Origin of the sequence: Staphylococcus sp. HMSC062A01 (assembly GCF_001836805.1) — a bacterium.
Classification (GTDB): Bacteria; Bacillota; Bacilli; order Staphylococcales; family Staphylococcaceae; genus Staphylococcus; species Staphylococcus haemolyticus.
The window spans coordinates 126045-144045 of record NZ_KV830621.1 but is presented as its reverse complement, the minus strand read 5'-3'; the positions used below and the strand labels follow the sequence as shown (position 1 = coordinate 144045).

17 protein-coding genes are annotated in these 18001 nt (G+C 32.1%); 1 reads left to right on the top strand and 16 read right to left on the bottom strand.

All coding sequences use genetic code 11. The features are described from left to right. Nucleotides 1–22: 22 nt before the first annotated feature. The 14 genes from HMPREF2715_RS06060 to cmk form a co-directional block, all read right to left on the bottom strand. Complete coding sequence (locus HMPREF2715_RS06060) at nucleotides 23–559, bottom strand: YpiB family protein (protein ID WP_070581665.1); 537 nt, start codon at nucleotides 557–559, stop codon at nucleotides 23–25. A 14-nt stretch (nucleotides 560–573) separates the two neighbouring features. After that, a complete protein-coding gene (locus tag HMPREF2715_RS06055; protein WP_070839640.1) occupies nucleotides 574–1818 on the bottom strand; it encodes a tetratricopeptide repeat protein in 1245 nt (414 codons plus the stop codon). A gap of 6 nt (nucleotides 1819–1824) precedes the next feature. After that, entirely contained in the window at nucleotides 1825–3123 is a 1299-nt protein-coding gene (gene aroA, locus HMPREF2715_RS06050) for a 3-phosphoshikimate 1-carboxyvinyltransferase (RefSeq protein ID WP_070581662.1), read from the bottom strand. 12 nt (nucleotides 3124–3135) lie between these two features. Beyond that, nucleotides 3136–4200, bottom strand: a complete 1065-nt coding sequence (gene aroB, locus HMPREF2715_RS06045) for a 3-dehydroquinate synthase (protein WP_070581661.1) — start codon at nucleotides 4198–4200, stop codon at nucleotides 3136–3138. Between the two features lie 32 nt (nucleotides 4201–4232). Continuing rightward, complete coding sequence (aroC, locus tag HMPREF2715_RS06040; protein ID WP_070485458.1) at nucleotides 4233–5399, bottom strand: chorismate synthase; 1167 nt, start codon at nucleotides 5397–5399, stop codon at nucleotides 4233–4235. Nucleotides 5400–5701: 302 nt separating this feature from the next. Next, complete coding sequence (gene ndk, locus HMPREF2715_RS06035; protein WP_070839637.1) at nucleotides 5702–6151, bottom strand: nucleoside-diphosphate kinase; 450 nt, start codon at nucleotides 6149–6151, stop codon at nucleotides 5702–5704. A gap of 147 nt (nucleotides 6152–6298) precedes the next feature. Continuing rightward, nucleotides 6299–7255, bottom strand: coding sequence for a polyprenyl synthetase family protein (locus tag HMPREF2715_RS06030; protein ID WP_011275739.1), 957 nt, complete (start codon nucleotides 7253–7255; stop codon nucleotides 6299–6301). 12 nt (nucleotides 7256–7267) lie between these two features. Next, entirely contained in the window at nucleotides 7268–7987 is a 720-nt protein-coding gene (locus tag HMPREF2715_RS06025) for a demethylmenaquinone methyltransferase (protein WP_070442953.1), read from the bottom strand. Beyond that, the gene (locus HMPREF2715_RS06020; protein ID WP_070581657.1) at nucleotides 7980–8567 is read right to left on the bottom strand and encodes a heptaprenyl pyrophosphate synthase subunit A; all 588 of its coding nucleotides are present in this window, start codon (nucleotides 8565–8567) and stop codon (nucleotides 7980–7982) included. The genes HMPREF2715_RS06025 and HMPREF2715_RS06020 overlap by 8 nt, the downstream gene beginning before the upstream one ends. Before the next feature lie 210 nt (nucleotides 8568–8777). Continuing rightward, on the bottom strand, nucleotides 8778–9050 hold the full coding sequence (locus tag HMPREF2715_RS06015; RefSeq protein ID WP_011275733.1) for an HU family DNA-binding protein: 273 nt from the start codon (nucleotides 9048–9050) through the stop codon (nucleotides 8778–8780). Between the two features lie 168 nt (nucleotides 9051–9218). Next, nucleotides 9219–10217, bottom strand: a complete 999-nt coding sequence (locus HMPREF2715_RS06010) for an NAD(P)H-dependent glycerol-3-phosphate dehydrogenase (protein ID WP_070839634.1) — start codon at nucleotides 10215–10217, stop codon at nucleotides 9219–9221. Nucleotides 10218–10232: 15 nt separating this feature from the next. Next, complete coding sequence (gene der / locus HMPREF2715_RS06005; protein WP_070581655.1) at nucleotides 10233–11543, bottom strand: ribosome biogenesis GTPase Der; 1311 nt, start codon at nucleotides 11541–11543, stop codon at nucleotides 10233–10235. A 224-nt stretch (nucleotides 11544–11767) separates the two neighbouring features. Beyond that, complete coding sequence (rpsA, locus tag HMPREF2715_RS06000; RefSeq protein WP_070442944.1) at nucleotides 11768–12946, bottom strand: 30S ribosomal protein S1; 1179 nt, start codon at nucleotides 12944–12946, stop codon at nucleotides 11768–11770. 311 nt (nucleotides 12947–13257) lie between these two features. Then, nucleotides 13258–13914: a (d)CMP kinase gene (gene cmk, locus HMPREF2715_RS05995; protein WP_011275729.1), complete on the bottom strand. Its 657-nt coding sequence runs from the start codon at nucleotides 13912–13914 to the stop codon at nucleotides 13258–13260. Nucleotides 13915–13989: 75 nt separating this feature from the next. On the opposite strand from cmk, the gene HMPREF2715_RS05990 reads away from it, so the two are divergent. Further along, nucleotides 13990–14964, top strand: coding sequence for an asparaginase (locus tag HMPREF2715_RS05990; protein ID WP_070581653.1), 975 nt, complete (start codon nucleotides 13990–13992; stop codon nucleotides 14962–14964). A 177-nt stretch (nucleotides 14965–15141) separates the two neighbouring features. Here the strand turns inward: HMPREF2715_RS05990 and ypdA are convergent, their stop codons facing one another. Then, nucleotides 15142–16128, bottom strand: a complete 987-nt coding sequence (ypdA, locus tag HMPREF2715_RS05985; protein ID WP_037537045.1) for a bacillithiol disulfide reductase YpdA — start codon at nucleotides 16126–16128, stop codon at nucleotides 15142–15144. Between the two features lie 162 nt (nucleotides 16129–16290). Further along, nucleotides 16291–17913: an elastin-binding protein EbpS gene (gene ebpS, locus HMPREF2715_RS05980; RefSeq protein WP_256327017.1), complete on the bottom strand. Its 1623-nt coding sequence runs from the start codon at nucleotides 17911–17913 to the stop codon at nucleotides 16291–16293. Nucleotides 17914–18001: the final 88 nt, after the last annotated feature.

The window sequence follows — 18001 nt, the reverse complement described above, 5'->3', positions numbered from 1 at the left end:
GTGATTAAATTCCTTTGTGACTTTATCGGTTTTCAAGGACTTCTAAAATCTGTGTTAATTGGTAAAATTGTTCTCGATCATTAAGTTGTAAGCTTAAATCTATATTATGTCGTAAGTGTTCTACTAGCGAATGCACTTTTGTAGAATCTAGAGGTAAACTATAAATTGTGTTTAGATAAGCCATGTACTGAGGAGAGTACATTAATTGATGAATAATTAAATCATTGAATCTAAAATCTATCGAGTGTTGGTCCGAAAAATGAATAAGAATATCGAAGTCGTTATGATGAGTTGTTACGTATTCGAATATCTCATTTGTATTAATGAGTAAGTGATTATTTTTAACTAATCTAATTGCTGGTGCATCTGTATTTGTTAAAGCAAGTTCTAACGTTTTATGGTCAAATATTCTTTGATTTACAAAATGTACATGTTCTAGTAACTCGGTATGAGATTTAATATAATTTAAAATCCACACGCTAATTCGTGATTTAAAATGATAATGAAACAAAGCATATTCAATATAACTTTGTTTCATTTGTGTAAGTGTTTGAGTCAAAAGAATCACCTACATTAATAATCAAGACGATTGGCTTCTTCTTGCCATGTCTCATTACTAGGGTCTATTTCTATTAATTGTTGTAATATTGTTTTCGCTTTTTCGTTATACCCGATTTCGATTAAATAATAGTAATAGTCATTTAAGAAAGCGCTTTGAGTTTTCATTGTAGGATAAGCTAGTTCAAAGAAATGTTGTGCTTCTTTATCACGTTCTTCTTGGCCAAATGCATGAGCTAAATGCCACATGAATACAGGGTCCAAATCATCTTCATCCACATATGATAGCAATGCGATGATTGCTTCATAATCTTCTTCATTTCGGAACAAATCACTCAAAATTAATAAAGGTTCATGATAAGCATTGTCCACTTCAAGTGCTTGTTTTAGTAATTCAACACCTTCATTTGCATCACCATGTTCAATTTCTAAACTTCCTGTTGAAACCATCAATTCTTTATAAAATTGATTTAAACGTAACCCCTCTTTGCCGGTCTCAATGGCATCAGGATAATTTTTTTCATTTTCATAAAGTGATTGTAAATAGAAATATCCTTGAATAAAATCGGGATCTTTCGATAGAAGGTTCTTAGTAATTTTAATGGCTTCATGAGTGATATCATTTTTTTCATACGCGATTGCTTTTTTGAAGAAATCTTCAGAAGTCATTTCATCTTCATTAATTTCATCATATAGATTAATCGCATCACTATAGTTTCCACTTTGTAATGCACAATCTGCCATACGAGCAAATAAATTAATACCATTTACTTCGTATTCACCCGTATCTAATACGACTTCATATTCACGTGTAGCGCGCAAATATTGACCATCAAAATATAGCATCTCAGCTAATGCGAAATGGATGATTGGATCATTTGGCTCTAATTCCCTAGCTTCAATTAATTTATCAATGGCAACTTCTGTCATATTAATTTGCTGATATAAATCAGACTCTAACATTAATTTTTCTGTTGATATTGCAACTTGACTTAAATATTCTAATGCTTCATCAGTTTGATTCTCTGACATTAGACCTTCAATAAAATATATAAGTAATTCACTTTCATCTGGATATTTATGATATAAAGTTCTAAATACCTCTAGACCTTGAGGTGTTAAACCAAAATTATATAAGGTTTCACCAAGAATAAATAATGCATCGTCATTATTAGAAGTTAAAGCATCATTTACACGAGAATCTAAATTATCTAATTTTTGAAGATTGATATCGTCTATTAATTTATAGATATCTTCCATACTGTTTTATCCCTCATTTTCTAAAAGCATTAATTTAGGAAGGAAACCTGGGAACGATACATTTACTGCATCAAACTGACGGATATTCAGTGGTTCATCACTTAATAATGATGCAATAGCTAACATCATCCCTATTCGGTGATCTGTTAAACTATCTACGGTTGCTGACTTTTTAAATTCTGAAGGATGAATAATAAGTCCGTCATCAGTGGGTTGCAATTCAAACCCTAATAAACCGAGCATGTCTGCAGTCGTATCAATTCGATTAGTTTCTTTCACTTTTAATTCTTCTGCATCTTTAATAATACTAGTACCACTTGCTTGTGTACACAATAGTGCAATAATTGGTAACTCGTCAATAGCTTTTGGAACTATATCACCTTCAATAAGAACAGGTTTTAAGTTTGGTGTGTATTTAACACGGATTGATGCAGTAGGTTCTGATGTATCTGTGATATTTAAACATTCAATATTTCCTTCCATTTGTTTAACGATATCTATAATACCTGAACGAGTTGGATTGATGCCAACATTATGAATTGTAATATCACTACCAGGAGTAATAAGTGCTGCCACTATAAAGAATGCTGCTGAAGAGATATCACCAGGCACATAAAAATCTTTAGCTTTTATATGTTCGATAGCATTTGGTTGAGTAGTAATTTCTTTACCAGAAATGCTAATCGGAATATTAAAATGTTCAAACATTGTTTCAGTATGATTTCGACTTACATCTAACTCAGTAATTTTAGAAATGTCATTAGAAAATAGACTTGCAAATAATAATGCACTTTTGACTTGTGCACTGGCTACTTCCATTTTATAGGTAATACCATTAATTGAAGCGGGTTTAATAATTAAGGGTGTAAAATTATCGTCAATGCCAGTAATATTTGCCCCCATTAATCTGAGTGGCTTCATTATTCTATCCATAGGTCGTTTACCTATTGAAGCATCACCGGACAAAACGCAATTTAGATTGAGCCCACTTAGTAAACCAGCTAATAATCGGGTTGTAGTACCAGAATTTCCAGTATATAGTGTTTGATGTGGTGTTTTAAATTTATTATAACCAGGTGAATCAACTATAATCTTTTCATCAGCAAGCTGTAAGTTAACACCTAATAATTTAAATATTTCTATTGTGCGTAAACAATCTTCACCCAAAAGAGGCTTATATATAGTCGATTGACCAGTTGCTAAAGACGCCAACATAATCGCTCGATGGGTCATTGACTTGTCTCCGGGCACTTCAATTTCTCCAATTAATGGCCCTTTTATATCTATTATTTGCTCATTTGACATACTGTAATCCACCTACTTTAATACTAGTTGTAAATCGTTAAATGCTTTTATTAATATAGTTTTTTCAACGTGACATACTCGTGGTTTTCCAAGTTCTTCAAGTAATACCATTTGAATACCTTCACCATTATTTTTCTTATCAGTTAGCATATAGTGATACATATCATCAAAGTTTAATTGCTGAACAATTTGAACTGGATAATGAAGTTTCTTTAAATACTTAGCATAATATGAGATGTCGAATTGTGTATCAAGTAAAGTATTAGCAACTATAAATTGGTAAATGATTCCAATCATAACAGCATGACCATGTGGTATTTTAGTCTTGTACTCAACGGCATGACCGAATGTATGTCCCAAATTTAAATACTTTCGCATATTGTGCTCTTTTTCATCTTTAATGATGACGTTTAGTTTAGCTTTAATTCCTTTGAAAATAAACTGATCTATATCATTCAAAGATTCTAGTTTTTCTTTTGTGGAGAAGTGTTTTTCAATGTCATCTACTGCAACTTGACCTGTTAATAGTGCATGCTTATAAACTTCAGCATACCCACTTAGTATTTCGTCATAAGGCAATGTTGCTAAGAAATTTAAATCGTATATCACAGCTTTTGGTCTATAAAATGCGCCAATTAAATTTTTACCGTGAATGGAATTAATCCCTACTTTACCTCCCACGCTAGAGTCATGGGCAAGTATTGTTGTAGGTACTTGTATGAAATCAACACCTCTTAATAAAGATGAAGCAAGAAATCCAGTGAAATCTCCAGTAGCACCGCCTCCTATCGCAACTAAACAAGTATTACGTGTTAAATTGTATTCAAGAAGGTGTTCTAGCGTTTGTTGATAATGTTCAAACGTCTTCATCTTCTCACCAGCTGGAACTATTATCTTATATATATGTGTTGATTCAAGTAACGGTGTAAACTTAGTTTTAAAGTTAAAATCGACGTACTCATCAATGATAAGAAACACTTTATCATAGTCTTGTATATATTCAGATAACTCCTCGAAAGCATTATGTTCAACTATAATTGGATAATTATTATTTGGATAAGTTGTTTGTAATTGCATATGAAATACCTCGTTCCTTACCTAATAATTTATTAGAATTCAATATTAAGGCGTCTTCGTTCATCAATTTGGGTTTTTAGCTGATCGATATGATTGGATTGAAACTCTTCTGTAATGGCTTTAGCAACCTCAAAAGCAACAACATGTTCACAAACAACACTTGCTGCAGGTACTGCACAACTGTCAGAACGTTCAATCGTGGCTTTGAAGTCTTCTTTAGTATTAATATCAACGGAATTAAGTGGTTTATATAAAGTAGGAATTGGCTTCATAACACCATTAACAATAATTGGCATACCATTTGTCATTCCACCTTCAAAGCCACCTAAATGATTGGAGCCTCTATAGAATCCAATTTCATTATCATATAAAATTTCGTCTTGAATTTCGCTACCTGGTTTTTCAGCAGCTTTGAATCCTTCACCGAAGCTTACTCCTTTAAATGCGTTAATACTTACAACACCTTGTGCTATACGACCATCTAATTTACGATCATATTGCACATAACTACCGACTGCAACAGGCATATTTTCAACCATAACTTGAACAACACCACCAATTGAATCGCCATCTTTTTTAGCAGCATCAATTTTATCTCTCATTTTTTGAGCGATAGTTTCATCAATTACACGTACGTCATTCTTATCAATATTTTGTTTGAATGTTTCAGTATCATATAAACCTTCATCTTTAATACCACCAATTTCAACAACACGACTATACATGTGAATGTCTAATTGTTCTAGAAGAATTTTAGAAACTGCACCTACTGCAACACGTGCTGCTGTCTCTCGAGCCGATGAACGTTCTAAAACATTTCTTAAATCTCTATGATTATATTTCATACCACCGATTAAATCTGCGTGTCCAGGACGGGGTTTTGTAATCGTACGTTTCATATTATCTCTTTCTTCATCAGAAATAGGCTCAATGCCCATAATATTTCTCCAATGTGTGAAATCATCATTTGTGACAACAATCGTAATTGGACTACCAAGTGTATATCCATTTCTGACTCCTGATACAATCTCTACTGCATCTTTTTCAATTTGCATACGACGTCCTCTACCGTAGCCACCTTGACGTTTAAACATTTCTTTATTTATATCTTCCGCTTTAATTTCTAAATTAGCAGGCACACCTTCAATAATTACTGTTAATTGAGGACCATGTGATTCTCCAGATGTTAAATATCTCATGAGAATACGCTCCTTTCCCTTTACTACGTTAAATTGTGATATGTGTTATCATATCACATTCAACCTTATAACATAACTAGTGTGCTACAGTATTTTTTAATTTATTAGAATATTTTAATAATTATCAAATGATAGATTAGTGATTTAATATTCAAATTAACAAAGAAGGTAGGACAGAATTCATTTTGAATTCATTGTCCTACCTTTAAAATGTTGAATATATGCTTAATTTAAGAAATTACCTATTTCAATCAACTAAAGTCAATTTGAATTGTAAACGCTTAATAAAATATTTCAATTTACTATTCATATAACCAAGTATCTCTAGGTGCTTCGTAGCTACTTAATTCCTCTTCTTTGAACCATAAATTAATCTCTCTTTGTGCTGATTCAACTGAATCAGAACCATGAATTACGTTTCTTCCTACTGTTAAACCTAAATCTCCTCTTATAGAACCTGGCGTAGCTTCAGAAGGATTTGTTTTACCTATAATATGTCTTGATACATCTACAGCGTCTTCACCTTCGACAACCATTGCAAAAACAGGTGCTGAAGTAATAAATGAAACTAATTTACCATAGAATGGCTTGTCAGTATGTTCGGAATAGTGTTCTTCAGCTAGAGATTGAGGAACTGTCATTAATTTAGCACCGACAAGTTTTAACCCTTTTCTTTCAATACGTGAAATAATTTCTCCCACTAAATTACGTTGTACTGCATCTGGTTTAATCATTAAGAAAGTTCTTTCCATCGTAATTGATCCCCCTGTGAATTAAGTCTGATTAATTTAAGACTTAAAGTATAAATGTTTATTTATGTATAGTAATATTGTGTAACAAACAACCTGCTACTATTCAATAGTAACAGGTTGTTAAAGCGCTTTCAATATTTTTCCGTTCTAAACACTACGTGATCCCATTTTCTTTATTAATTTAATAAAAAGACTTTGAGCATTGGGTTCATCAAGTTCATCAATTAACTTAAGCGCCTTAGCTAAATATTTGTCACTAATTGCTTTTGATTCTTTAATACTATAAGAATTTCTAATCTGTTCAATTAGAGGTTTAAACTCTTGAGATTCAGATTGATGATTTAGAGCAGCAATTTTTTTCTTAAATGACGTATCTTTTTTCATTTCAAGTAAAACTGGTAACGTTATATGTCCATTCATTAAATCGCTACCAACTGGTTTGCCAAGTTTCTTTTCAGTGCTAGTGAAATCCAAAATATCATCTACTATTTGGAAACTCATACCAATATAATGACCTATCATTTTAAGTTTTCGAATGGTTTCATCATTAGCTTCTGAAGTAATTGCTCCTACTTCAGTTGCTAGCTGAATTAATAAAGCTGTTTTTCTATTGATACGTCTCAGATAGTTAGTAATACTTTGTTCGCTATTAAATTGATCTTGAAATTGGAATAACTCACCAAGTCCTACATTTACAATTGAATTTGAAATTATGTGATGAATTCGATTGTCACGAATTTCAGATAAATGTTCGAGTCCTAATGCTAGTAGAAAGTTTCCAGTTAGTATTGCAGTAGTAACATCCCATTTTTTTACTATGGTTAATCGTCCACGTCGTTTGTCACTCTTATCTATAACATCATCATGAACGAGCGTTGCCATATGAATTAACTCTAATGCAACTGCGACGCGATACGTGTCTTCTGTTTTCTTTTGTGGACCGAATTGACTACTTAATATAACAAATGCCGGTCTAACTCTTTTACCTCCTGAAGAAAGCAAATGTGATGAGGCTTCACGTAATATCGGATCATTGCTTTCAATAGCTTTTTGAAGGCGTTTTTCTACATTTTTTATCTCGCTATTCATGTTTAACTTTGCCACGTTAATCACCTTTTATTTAGTCGAACTTTTTTGTTTATAGCCTAGATGCATTGCAGCAACGCCACCTGTAAAGCTACGAATTTTAATTTTATTAAAGCCAGCATGTTCAAACAATTGTTTTAACTTATCCTTATCTGGAAAATCGAACGTAGATTGTTGTAACCATTCATATTCTTCTTTTGATTTGGCAAATAATTTACCAAATACTGGCATTACAAATTTAAAGTACAATTTATAAACTTGTTTAAACACAGGCATTGTTGGTTGACTTGTTTCAAGACAAACAATCATTCCGCCTGGCTTTAAGACTCTGTTCATTTCTTTTAATGCAACTAAATAATCAGGTACGTTACGTAGACCGAAACCAATAGTTACATAATCAAATGAATTATCTTCAAACGGTAAATTCATTGCATCGCCATGTACTAAATGAATATTGTTCATATGTTTGGTTTTTTCTTTACCAACTTCTAACATGTTTTCACTAAAGTCTAAACCCGTCACCTCACCATGAGCACCAACTGCTTTACTTAAGGCTATTGTCCAATCAGCAGTACCACAACAAACATCAAGTGCTTTACTACCAACTTTAACTTGCATATCTTTCATTACATGTTTACGCCATACTTTGTGTTGTTCGAAACTAATTATGTTATTTAAACGATCATATTTACTTGAAATATTTTGAAAGACTGTATGAACTTGTTCTTTTTTTGCATTATTTTCAGTCATTAATATTACCTCTACTTTTCTCTATATAACTTTGATTGATATCTTTTAAAAACTGATGTACATCAGCGGCTTGATACATTTTAAGGTAAGATGGATAGTAATCATCAACCTCAGGAATTAATTTTTGATACAAATTTAAAGGGGCTACTTGTTCTTTACTGAAATGAGACAAAGTTATATATGGGAAGATTGTTTCTATTTCAATAATTGCATCATAGATATCTTCAGTTTCTATTACTTGATGATGTAAAGATGATTTTAATTCATTAGATTTAACAATTGCTTTACTCATTGCTAATTGAAAAGTTGGATCATTTATTTCAGCTAACAACGTATAAAAATGAGCACTTAGCAAATCACCAATCAAAATAGATTTCTTTGACTTTTGATTTTGAGTAATTTCATCAAGGTGTTTCATTGAAGTATCGATAGTGAGGCAAGCAAGTTTAGCATTCTTAGGAATATCATAACAATCTAATAATTCACCCAATCTAGAGTTTATGTTAATAGCTTCATAGTCATGAATTCCCTTAAGCTTTTGATTAATTTGTCTATTTAATTTGCTTATAGTTCTTTCCATGTTCACACCTCACGTTATTATCACTATACATCTTAACATTATATGAATAAAAATAAAATATAGCGACTTAACGTTACAATTACTTTATTTATTGAATTGAAAAGCTATTACGGAATAACAACATACATAATATAGTAATAAATTATATGCATTAATTCTCTAAAATGATTTATGTATAAAAAAAAGCCCTTTATAGGGCTTTTAAGTAAATTATTTAACAGCATCTTTTAATGCTTTACCAGCTTTAAATGCTGGAACTTTACTTGCAGGAATTTCAATTTCTTTACCTGTTTGAGGGTTACGTCCTTTACGTGCAGCACGTTCACGAACCTCAAAGTTTCCGAAACCAATTAATTGAACTTTTTCACCTTTAGAAAGTGATTGTTGGATTGATTCGAAAACAGCATCTACAGCTGAACCAGCTTCTTTTTTAGTTAAATCAGCTTGTTCTGCAACTGCATTAATTAAATCAGTTTTATTCATTACGAGTTCACCTCCAGATGAATGATAATGATATCTTTATATCATTATGCTATGACTTTAACACAACAATTAATGTTACCGCAATAATTTATGCACTTAAAACACTGAAATATCAGTATTTTATGTACAAGTCTGCGAAAAATTTTTGATAATGAGTAATATTACACTTTATTCAGATTTTTTATCTCTTCCCATTAAATCTTTAACACTGTCTTTAACCGGATTATCTTCGAATAAAACCTTGTAAAGTGCATTAGTTATAGGCATATCAACATTTTGTTGTTTAGCTAAATGGTATACAGAATTAGTAGTATAAATCCCTTCTACTACCATATTCATTTCATTTAAAGCTTCATCCATCGTTTGGCCTTGCCCTAATTTAAATCCTAAAGTGTAATTACGTGAATGCGTTGATGTACAAGTAACAATTAAATCTCCAATACCACCAAGACCTAAAAATGTCATTGGATCAGCACCTAATTTTTCACCTAATCTGCTTATTTCGGCTAAACCTCGTGTCATTAAAGCAGCTTTAGCATTATCACCATAGCCCATGCCGGCTACAATACCACTTGCAACTGCAATGATATTTTTTAATGCTCCTCCTAGTTCAACACCGACTAAATCATTATTAGTGTATACACGTAGATAATCATTCATAAATAAATCTTGAATCAATTTGCTAACTTTTTCATCTTTTGATGATGCGGCGACTGTAGTTGGTTGTTTAATCACTACTTCTTCTGCGTGACTAGGACCTGATAAAACACCGATTCCGCCATTGTGTTCTTCTGAAATTGAATCTTCAATCATTTCTGAAACACGTTTGAATGTATCATTTTCTATCCCTTTTGCAACATGTATAAAAGTTTTCCTAGTATCAATTAAATTATCAATTTCACTAGTAACTTCGCGCATTGCTTTAGTTGGTAGAGCCATTAAATATATATCAGTAAAATTCACGGCTTCTTTAATATCACTAGTTGCTTTAATACTACTATTTAAAACAACATCTTTTAGATAGCGTTTATTTTGATGGTGATCATTTAATTCTTTCACACTATCTTCATTTTTTCCCCACATTAAAACAGTATGTCCATTTTCAGCTAATACATTAGCTAATGCAGTACCAAAACTTCCCATACCAAAAACAGTAATTTTAGTCATAGTTTTATCTCCTTCTTAGTTTCTTCTTCTTGGAATGATGTGAATAGGTGTTCCTTCAAAACCAAATGCATGACGGATTTGATTTTCAAGGTAACGTTTGTAAGAAAAATGCATTAGTTCGACATCATTAACGAATACAACAAATGTTGGAGGCTCGATAGCTACTTGTGTAGTATAGAATACATTTAAACGACGGCCTTTATCTGTTGGCGTAGGATTCATAGATATAGCGTCAGTGACAACTTCATTTAAAGTAGAACTTTGAACACGTTTTTTATGGTTTTCGCTTGCTTCATTAATATATGGGAATAACGTGCGTAAACGAGTGCCTTCCTTAGCAGAAACAAAAGCAATTTGAGCATAATCTAAAAATTGGAACTGATTTCTGACATCATCAGCAAATTTCTTCATTGTGTTACTATCTTTGTCAACTGTGTCCCATTTATTCACTACAATGACAACTGCTTTACCTTCTTCGTGAGCATATCCTGCAACACGTTTATCTTGCTCGATTATACCTTCCTCAGCATCGATTACAATCAAGACTACATTAGATCGTTCAATTGCTTTAAGTGCACGTAGTACTGAATATTTTTCAGTTGATTCATACACTTTCCCTTTTTTACGCATACCTGCTGTATCTATTAAAACATAATCTTGTCCATCAAAACTGTATTCAGTATCAACAGCGTCTCTAGTAGTTCCTGCAACATTTGATACAATAACGCGTTCTTCACCAAGAATTGCATTTACTAAACTAGATTTTCCTACATTAGGACGACCAATTATTGAGAGTTTTATAGTATCTTCATCATATGGATCTTCAGTTTCTTCATTAAAGTGCTTAACTACCTCATCTAATAAATCTCCTAAACCTAAGCCGTGTGATCCTGATATTGGATATGGATCTCCAAAACCTAATGAGTAAAAGTCAAAAATGTCATTTCTCATTTCAGGGTTATCTACTTTATTAACGGCCAATACAACAGGCTTTTTAGATTTATATAGCATCTGTGCAACCATTTCATCACTTTGGGTTAAACCTTCTCGTACATTCACCATAAAGATAATGACATCTGCTTCATCAATTGCGATTTCAGCTTGTGCTCTTATTTGGGTTTGAAAAGGAGCATCTCCTATTTCTATTCCACCAGTATCAATAATATTAAATTCATGTGTTAACCATTCGCCTGATGAATATATTCTATCACGTGTAACACCAGGTGTGTCTTCGACAATTGAAACACGTTCACCTACTACTCTATTAAATATTGTAGATTTCCCCACGTTAGGCCTACCTACAATAGCTACAATAGGTTTCGTCATAAGCTAACTTCCTCTCTTTCTAAAATCTCTATAATTTTATCATATGACCTACTTATTTCAAACTAAGTATGTAAGTTAAGCAAAAATATGGTTTTTAAAACAATAAATCTCGCTACATTTCATAATTTAATTACCATTATGATCCATTAAATTGTGAGAAAATGAAAATTCCCAATTAAAGTCTTAAACTTTAATTGGGAATGAGTTTGTATAATAACTTGAGATTAAAATTTTAAGTCTTTAAATTTATCGCCAAAGACATCACCTAATGTTGGATTGTCTTCATTTGAATCATTACTTAAATAAGATTGAGTTGTAGCATCATCGCTCTCAACAACGTCCTCTTTAGGTAATGTAGCTTTAATTGAAAGTGAGATACGTTCATTTTCTTCATCTATACCTAAAATTTTAGCATTAACTTGTTGTCCTGGCTCAAGTTTTTCACCTGGTGTGCCAATATGTTCATGAGCAATTTCTGAAATATGCACTAAACCTTGAACACCTGGAGCAATTTCAACGAAAGCACCGAAGTTAGCTAAACGCGCAACTTTACCTTCAATAACATCATCTTCATGAAATTGTCCTTTAATGCTTTCAAATGGTGTAGGTAAAGTATCTTTGATAGAAAGTGAAATACGTTCAGCATCTTTTTCTACAGACTTAACTTTTACATCTACCTCTTGACCTACAGAAACTACATCTTCTGGAGAATCAACATGTTCATGAGATAATTCAGAAACGTGGACTAAACCATCTACGCCACCGATATCAACAAAAGCACCAAAGTTAGTTAGACGAGCGACTTTACCTTTAATAACATCACCAGCATTAAGTGATTCTAATAAAGAAGCTTTTTTTACATCATTTTCAGCTTGCTCTACTGCTTTACGGCTTAAAATGACTCTATTATTTTCAGGATCTAATTCTTCTACTTTAATGCGAATAGTTTGTCCATCGAATACAGAGAAATCTTCAATGAAATCAGTTGAAATTAGTGAAGCTGGTACAAAACCGCGTTGACCTACATCTACAACCAGGCCACCTTTAACTACTTCTGTAACTTTAGCCTCAATTATTTCGTCATTATCAAGTTTTTCTTGTAAATACTCATATGATTTTTCAGTTTCAAGTTGACGTTTTGAAAGAATATACGCACCTGAGTCATTTTCTTCATCAACTTCGATTTTAGTAACATATGCTTCAATTTCATCACCTTGTTTAACTACCTCACTTGGGTTCTCAATATGATGAGTTGAAAGCTGGCTAATTGGAATGATTCCATTGAATTTGCCACCATTAATATGAACTACGACTTGTTTGTCTTCAACTTGTTGAACCTCACCAGTGACTTTGTCACCTTCTTTAATATCATTAATCATTGATTCATTGAATTCTTCAGTCATCTTGTTTGCCTCCTTATACACTACATACATATAACATCTTATAAACCAGTAGAATTGTCAAGAAATTCCCCTTTAGTTTCATAAGTTCTTAAAAAAATTATCAATTATTAAAATTATAAAATGAAAATTTAACTGATTTATAACTTTTGAAAATTTAAAATTTTTATACGAACTAAATGTATGTTATACGATTAAAAAAGTGCTTAATAGTTACCACTTTTAATTATATAGAATAAAAATAGCTATTTAAAATAATTCGCACTTTAAACTTAGTTAAGTACGAATCACTCTAAATAGCTGTCATTATTTATTTAAATATTGTTAACCAAAGTCATTATTTCTTCAGTTACTTCTTCAATCGTTTTACCAGTTGTATCCACTGTGACGGCGTCATCAGCTTTTTTTAAAGGTGAAATGTCCCGATTCATATCGTAATGATCTCTTTCTTCTATTTCTTTTTTTAATTGCGATAGTGTTGATGGGATACCTCTTTGTTCGTTTTCTTTTTGACGTCTTTCAGCTCTTTCTTCAACTGAAGCGATCATGAACACTTTTAATTCTGCATCTGGTAATACTACTGTGCCAATATCTCGGCCATCCATAACAATTCCTTTTTTAGCTGCTAGATCTTTCTGCTTTTCAACTGCAAATGTTCTAACAGGTTCTTTAGAAGCAACATAAGATACATTTTGAGTTACATCATTTTCTCTTAAAAAATCAGTGACGTCTTGATTATCTAATAAAATTCGTTGTCCTTTACTTTTGTCATAGGTTAATTCCAACGTCGTTTGATTAACGAGTGTTTTAAAATCCTCTGGTTTATCATTTTGAAGATATTTATAAGTAATCGCACGGTACATTGCACCTGTATCAACGTAAATCATAGACAATTTACTAGCTACTTGTCGTGCAATGGTACTTTTACCTGCAGCTGCAGGACCATCCAAGGCAATATTTATTAAGTCCATATTATTTATCCTTCCTTGTTGTTTTATTTGTATTATTTTATCATAAATATGTAAATTAAAAATAGGAGGAACGAAATGAAAAGATTATTAGTTATACATACTGGTGGCACAATTAGCATGTCCCAAAACCAATTTAGTCAGGTAGTAACAAATGATGTGAATCCAATATCTCTTCATAGAGACATTATTGGCCAATACGCTGATGTTGATGAAATTCATCCATTTAACATTCCGTCTCCTCATATAACAATTCAAAATGTCGAGAAGTTGAGAAATATAATTATTGAAGCTAATGAGACAGATAAATATGATGGTTTTGTAGTTACACATGGTACTGATACTCTTGAAGAGACTGCATACCTTTTAGATTTATTATTAGACATTAGATGTCCTGTTGTTATAACTGGTGCAATGAGATCTTCTAATGAGATTGGTTCCGATGGATTATATAATTTCATTTCATCAATTCGTGTAGCCTCTTCTAGTGATGCAAATGACAAAGGCGTTATGGTCGTATTCAATGATGAAATACATACTGCTAGAAATGTAACGAAGACGCATACTTCTAACATCAATACCTTCCAAAGTCCAAATCAAGGACCATTAGGAATATTAACTAAAGATAATGTTCAATTCTATAATCAACCTTATAAACAACAGTCATTTGAAATAATAAATTATCAGTTGAAAGTACCATTGATAAAAGCTTATATGGGTATGGAAAGTGACATATTTAATTTTTATGCGCAACAAAACGTAGATGGTATCGTCATTGAAGCTTTAGGGCAAGGAAATTTACCTCCAAGTTGCTTGAAAGGTGTCCAATCTTGTTTAAATAATAATATACCTATTGTGTTAGTTTCTAGATCTTTTAATGGGATTGTAAGTCCAGTTTATGCCTATGAAGGTGGTGGCTTTCAATTAGCGAATAATGGTTTAATATTTTCAAATGGATTAAATGGTCCTAAAGCAAGACTTAAGTTACTAATTGGCCTAAGTAATCAACTCAATATTGTAGAATTAAAAAATTATTTTGAAAAGCAAAATTAATTACAAGATTTTAGAAAAATAATGTGATTTAATTTGATTTGCTTGAGAAGTTACTACTTAATAATCTTTTGGTATCATATTAATTTATCTTCATAAGGATGATAAGAGCTGAGAAGACACTAATGTTGCGTCGTTCTCAGCTCTTATTAACTATACTGCTGTTTTATACTTCTGTCCTTAACTTTCAAGTGGTGTTTGCTTTTTACTTAAAATACTCTGAGTAATAATCCCGCCATGATATTTACCATTTTCAATAAAGATTGCATTATTATCATTACCTGCAGCAATTACGCCAGCAATATAGCAATTCTCAACATTTGTCTCAAAAGTTTCTTTATTATGAACTGGAGCAGTTCCATATTCATTTGTATTAATTTCAATTCCAATAGATTCTAAGAAATCGTAATCAGGGTGATACCCTATCATTGCAAATACATGATCATTAGGTATCTCTGTAACTTTACCGTTCTTTTCATAAATCACGCTATTCTCTGTTATTTCAGTAACGTTCGCATTGAACTCCATAGTGATTTTTTCATGATTAACTAATGATTCAAAATTTGGCAATATCCATGGTTTAATGGCAGCTGAATATCGATCACCTCTGTATAGTACAGTTACATTTGCACCTGCTTTTTCTAATTCTAATGCAGCGTCAACAGCAGAATTTTTACCACCTATGACAGTAACATCTAAATTAAAAAACGGGTGTGCTTCTTTAAAATAATGTTGTACTTTAGGAAGTTCTGCCCCTTTAACCTCTAACTTATTATGTTGACCATAATAACCGGTTGCAACAGTTAAAAATTTACACTCATAAACATCTTTAGTAGTTGTTATAGTGAACTTATTGTCAATTTTTTTAACAGTGAGTACTTCTTCAAATGCATGAACATTTAACTGATGATGTTTAACAACTTCTCTATAATATACTAGTGCTTGATTGCGTCGGGGTTTACTTTCTTCGACTATAAAAGGAATATCACCGATACTTAATTTATCACTAGATGAGAAAAATGTTTGGTGTGTTGGATATTTATATATAGCATCTACAACATTCCCTTTTTCGATGACTAATGTATCAATACCCTTTCTTTTTTGTTCAATAGCAGCACTTAAACCGCATGGGCCTCCGCCGATAATAATACTTTCTATGCTTTGCATGTCATTGGCCTCCTTTAATCACCCATATATTATAGCAGTTGTTTCGCTATTTCTAAATAGAATAGCACTCACAATATTTATATAAAATTAAAATTATATGTGCATTGAAACAAAAAAAGACTGAAACAATTTTGTTTCAGTCTCTTTAGAATGATGATTAAGTTATTGTGGGATTATTAATTTTTGACCGTTAGAAATATTATTACTTGATAAGCCATTAGCTTGTTTAAGTTTATTTACATTTTCAACAGTACCTTCTCCGTAGTATTGAATAGCGATACGGTATAAGTTTTCATTACCTGATACTACGTGAGTTTGTTGTCCTGAATTAGAACTATTTGATTGATTATTATTGCTGTTACTTTGACTGCTACTGTTTGAAGTAGCTTGAGAGTTACCATTGTTATTGTCACTATTTGAGTTACTACCATTATTATCTGATGATGAAACGTTATCAGATGAATTTGATGAAGTACTATTATCTGAAGTGCTACTATTATCATCACTTGAATTACTAGATGATTCATTGTCTGTTGTAGCTTTGTCATTTGAGTCGTCATCATTAGTTGCTTTGTCTTTATCTTTGTCACTGCTTGCTTTGTCTTTGTCGCTATCATTACTAGCTTTGTCTTTACTATCTTTGTTGTTATCTTTGTTAGCAGTTTGTTCTGTTTTGTTATCTGCTTGGTTGCTATCTTTTTTATCGTTGTTTAAATACATTCCAATAAAGATAGCAAGTGCAGCTAGAATAAGTAATAAAGCGATAAGTGGAAGTAAAATACCTGCTAGACCACGTTTCTTTTTACCATTGTGAGCTTGGAATCCATCATTACCATCGTCATGTTTATGATTTCTATGATCGTCTTGATGATCACTGTTATGGCTATGATTATCTTTATGGTTATGATTATTATTTTTATGGTCTTTTTTATGTTTTGCAGCTGCTACTCCAGCTGCGCCAGCCGCACCGGCACCAACTGCTGCTTTTTTACCTTTATTACCTTTTTTGGGTTCTTCTTTAGAATGGTTATCTTTGGCGTCAAGATGCTCGTCATGAAGGTCTTTATCATGTTTTCTGTTTTGATCATATTGATTATCGTTATTTAAACCACGATCATCTTTATGTTCGTTATATTTTGAGTCATGATGTGCATCTTTTTTACGTTTGTCTTTTGCAGCTTTAGCACCAGCAGCTCCAGCGACTGCGGAACCTCCAGCTATTTCAGCGTCTTTGCCATGTCGAGACTTTTTGTTTTGTTGATCTTTGTGATTTCGATTATCTTGACGCTCATCGATACTTTCTTCATGATTACGACGATGACGATCCTCATCATTCAAACTATCATTATCATAGTCTTTATCATATTTTCTATTTGATGCTTCATGACGATTATTTCTACGTGAAGCATCATCATTAAAGTCTCTATCAAAAGAACGTTTGTCATCCTTATGTATTGGCTCGTTATCTAGATGCTCTTCTTGCTGATTGTGTTGTAACTCATTGAAAGAGTCTTCATCGTGTCGATCATCAAGTGAACCATTAGCATTTGAATCAGAACTTTGATTATCAAATTTTCTGTTTTTATTAGTAGCTTGGTTACGTCTTCTTTGACGTCTTTGTGCGTTTCTAGGTGGGAATTGTTGGTCTGATTGATTATCAAAATCATTGGACTCATTTGAATTTTCATCAAACTCGTTTGTATTATCTTCGAATTGATCATCAGAATTAATAGACTGACGATTTTTTTCGAAATCATCTCTAAAATTATTTTTAGACACGGTCATCATCCTCTCTTAAATAATTATTTAAATATCACATACCATATACCCCACAAAGCGTGAAATATGTATAGTATTTAAATATTTCTTGAAA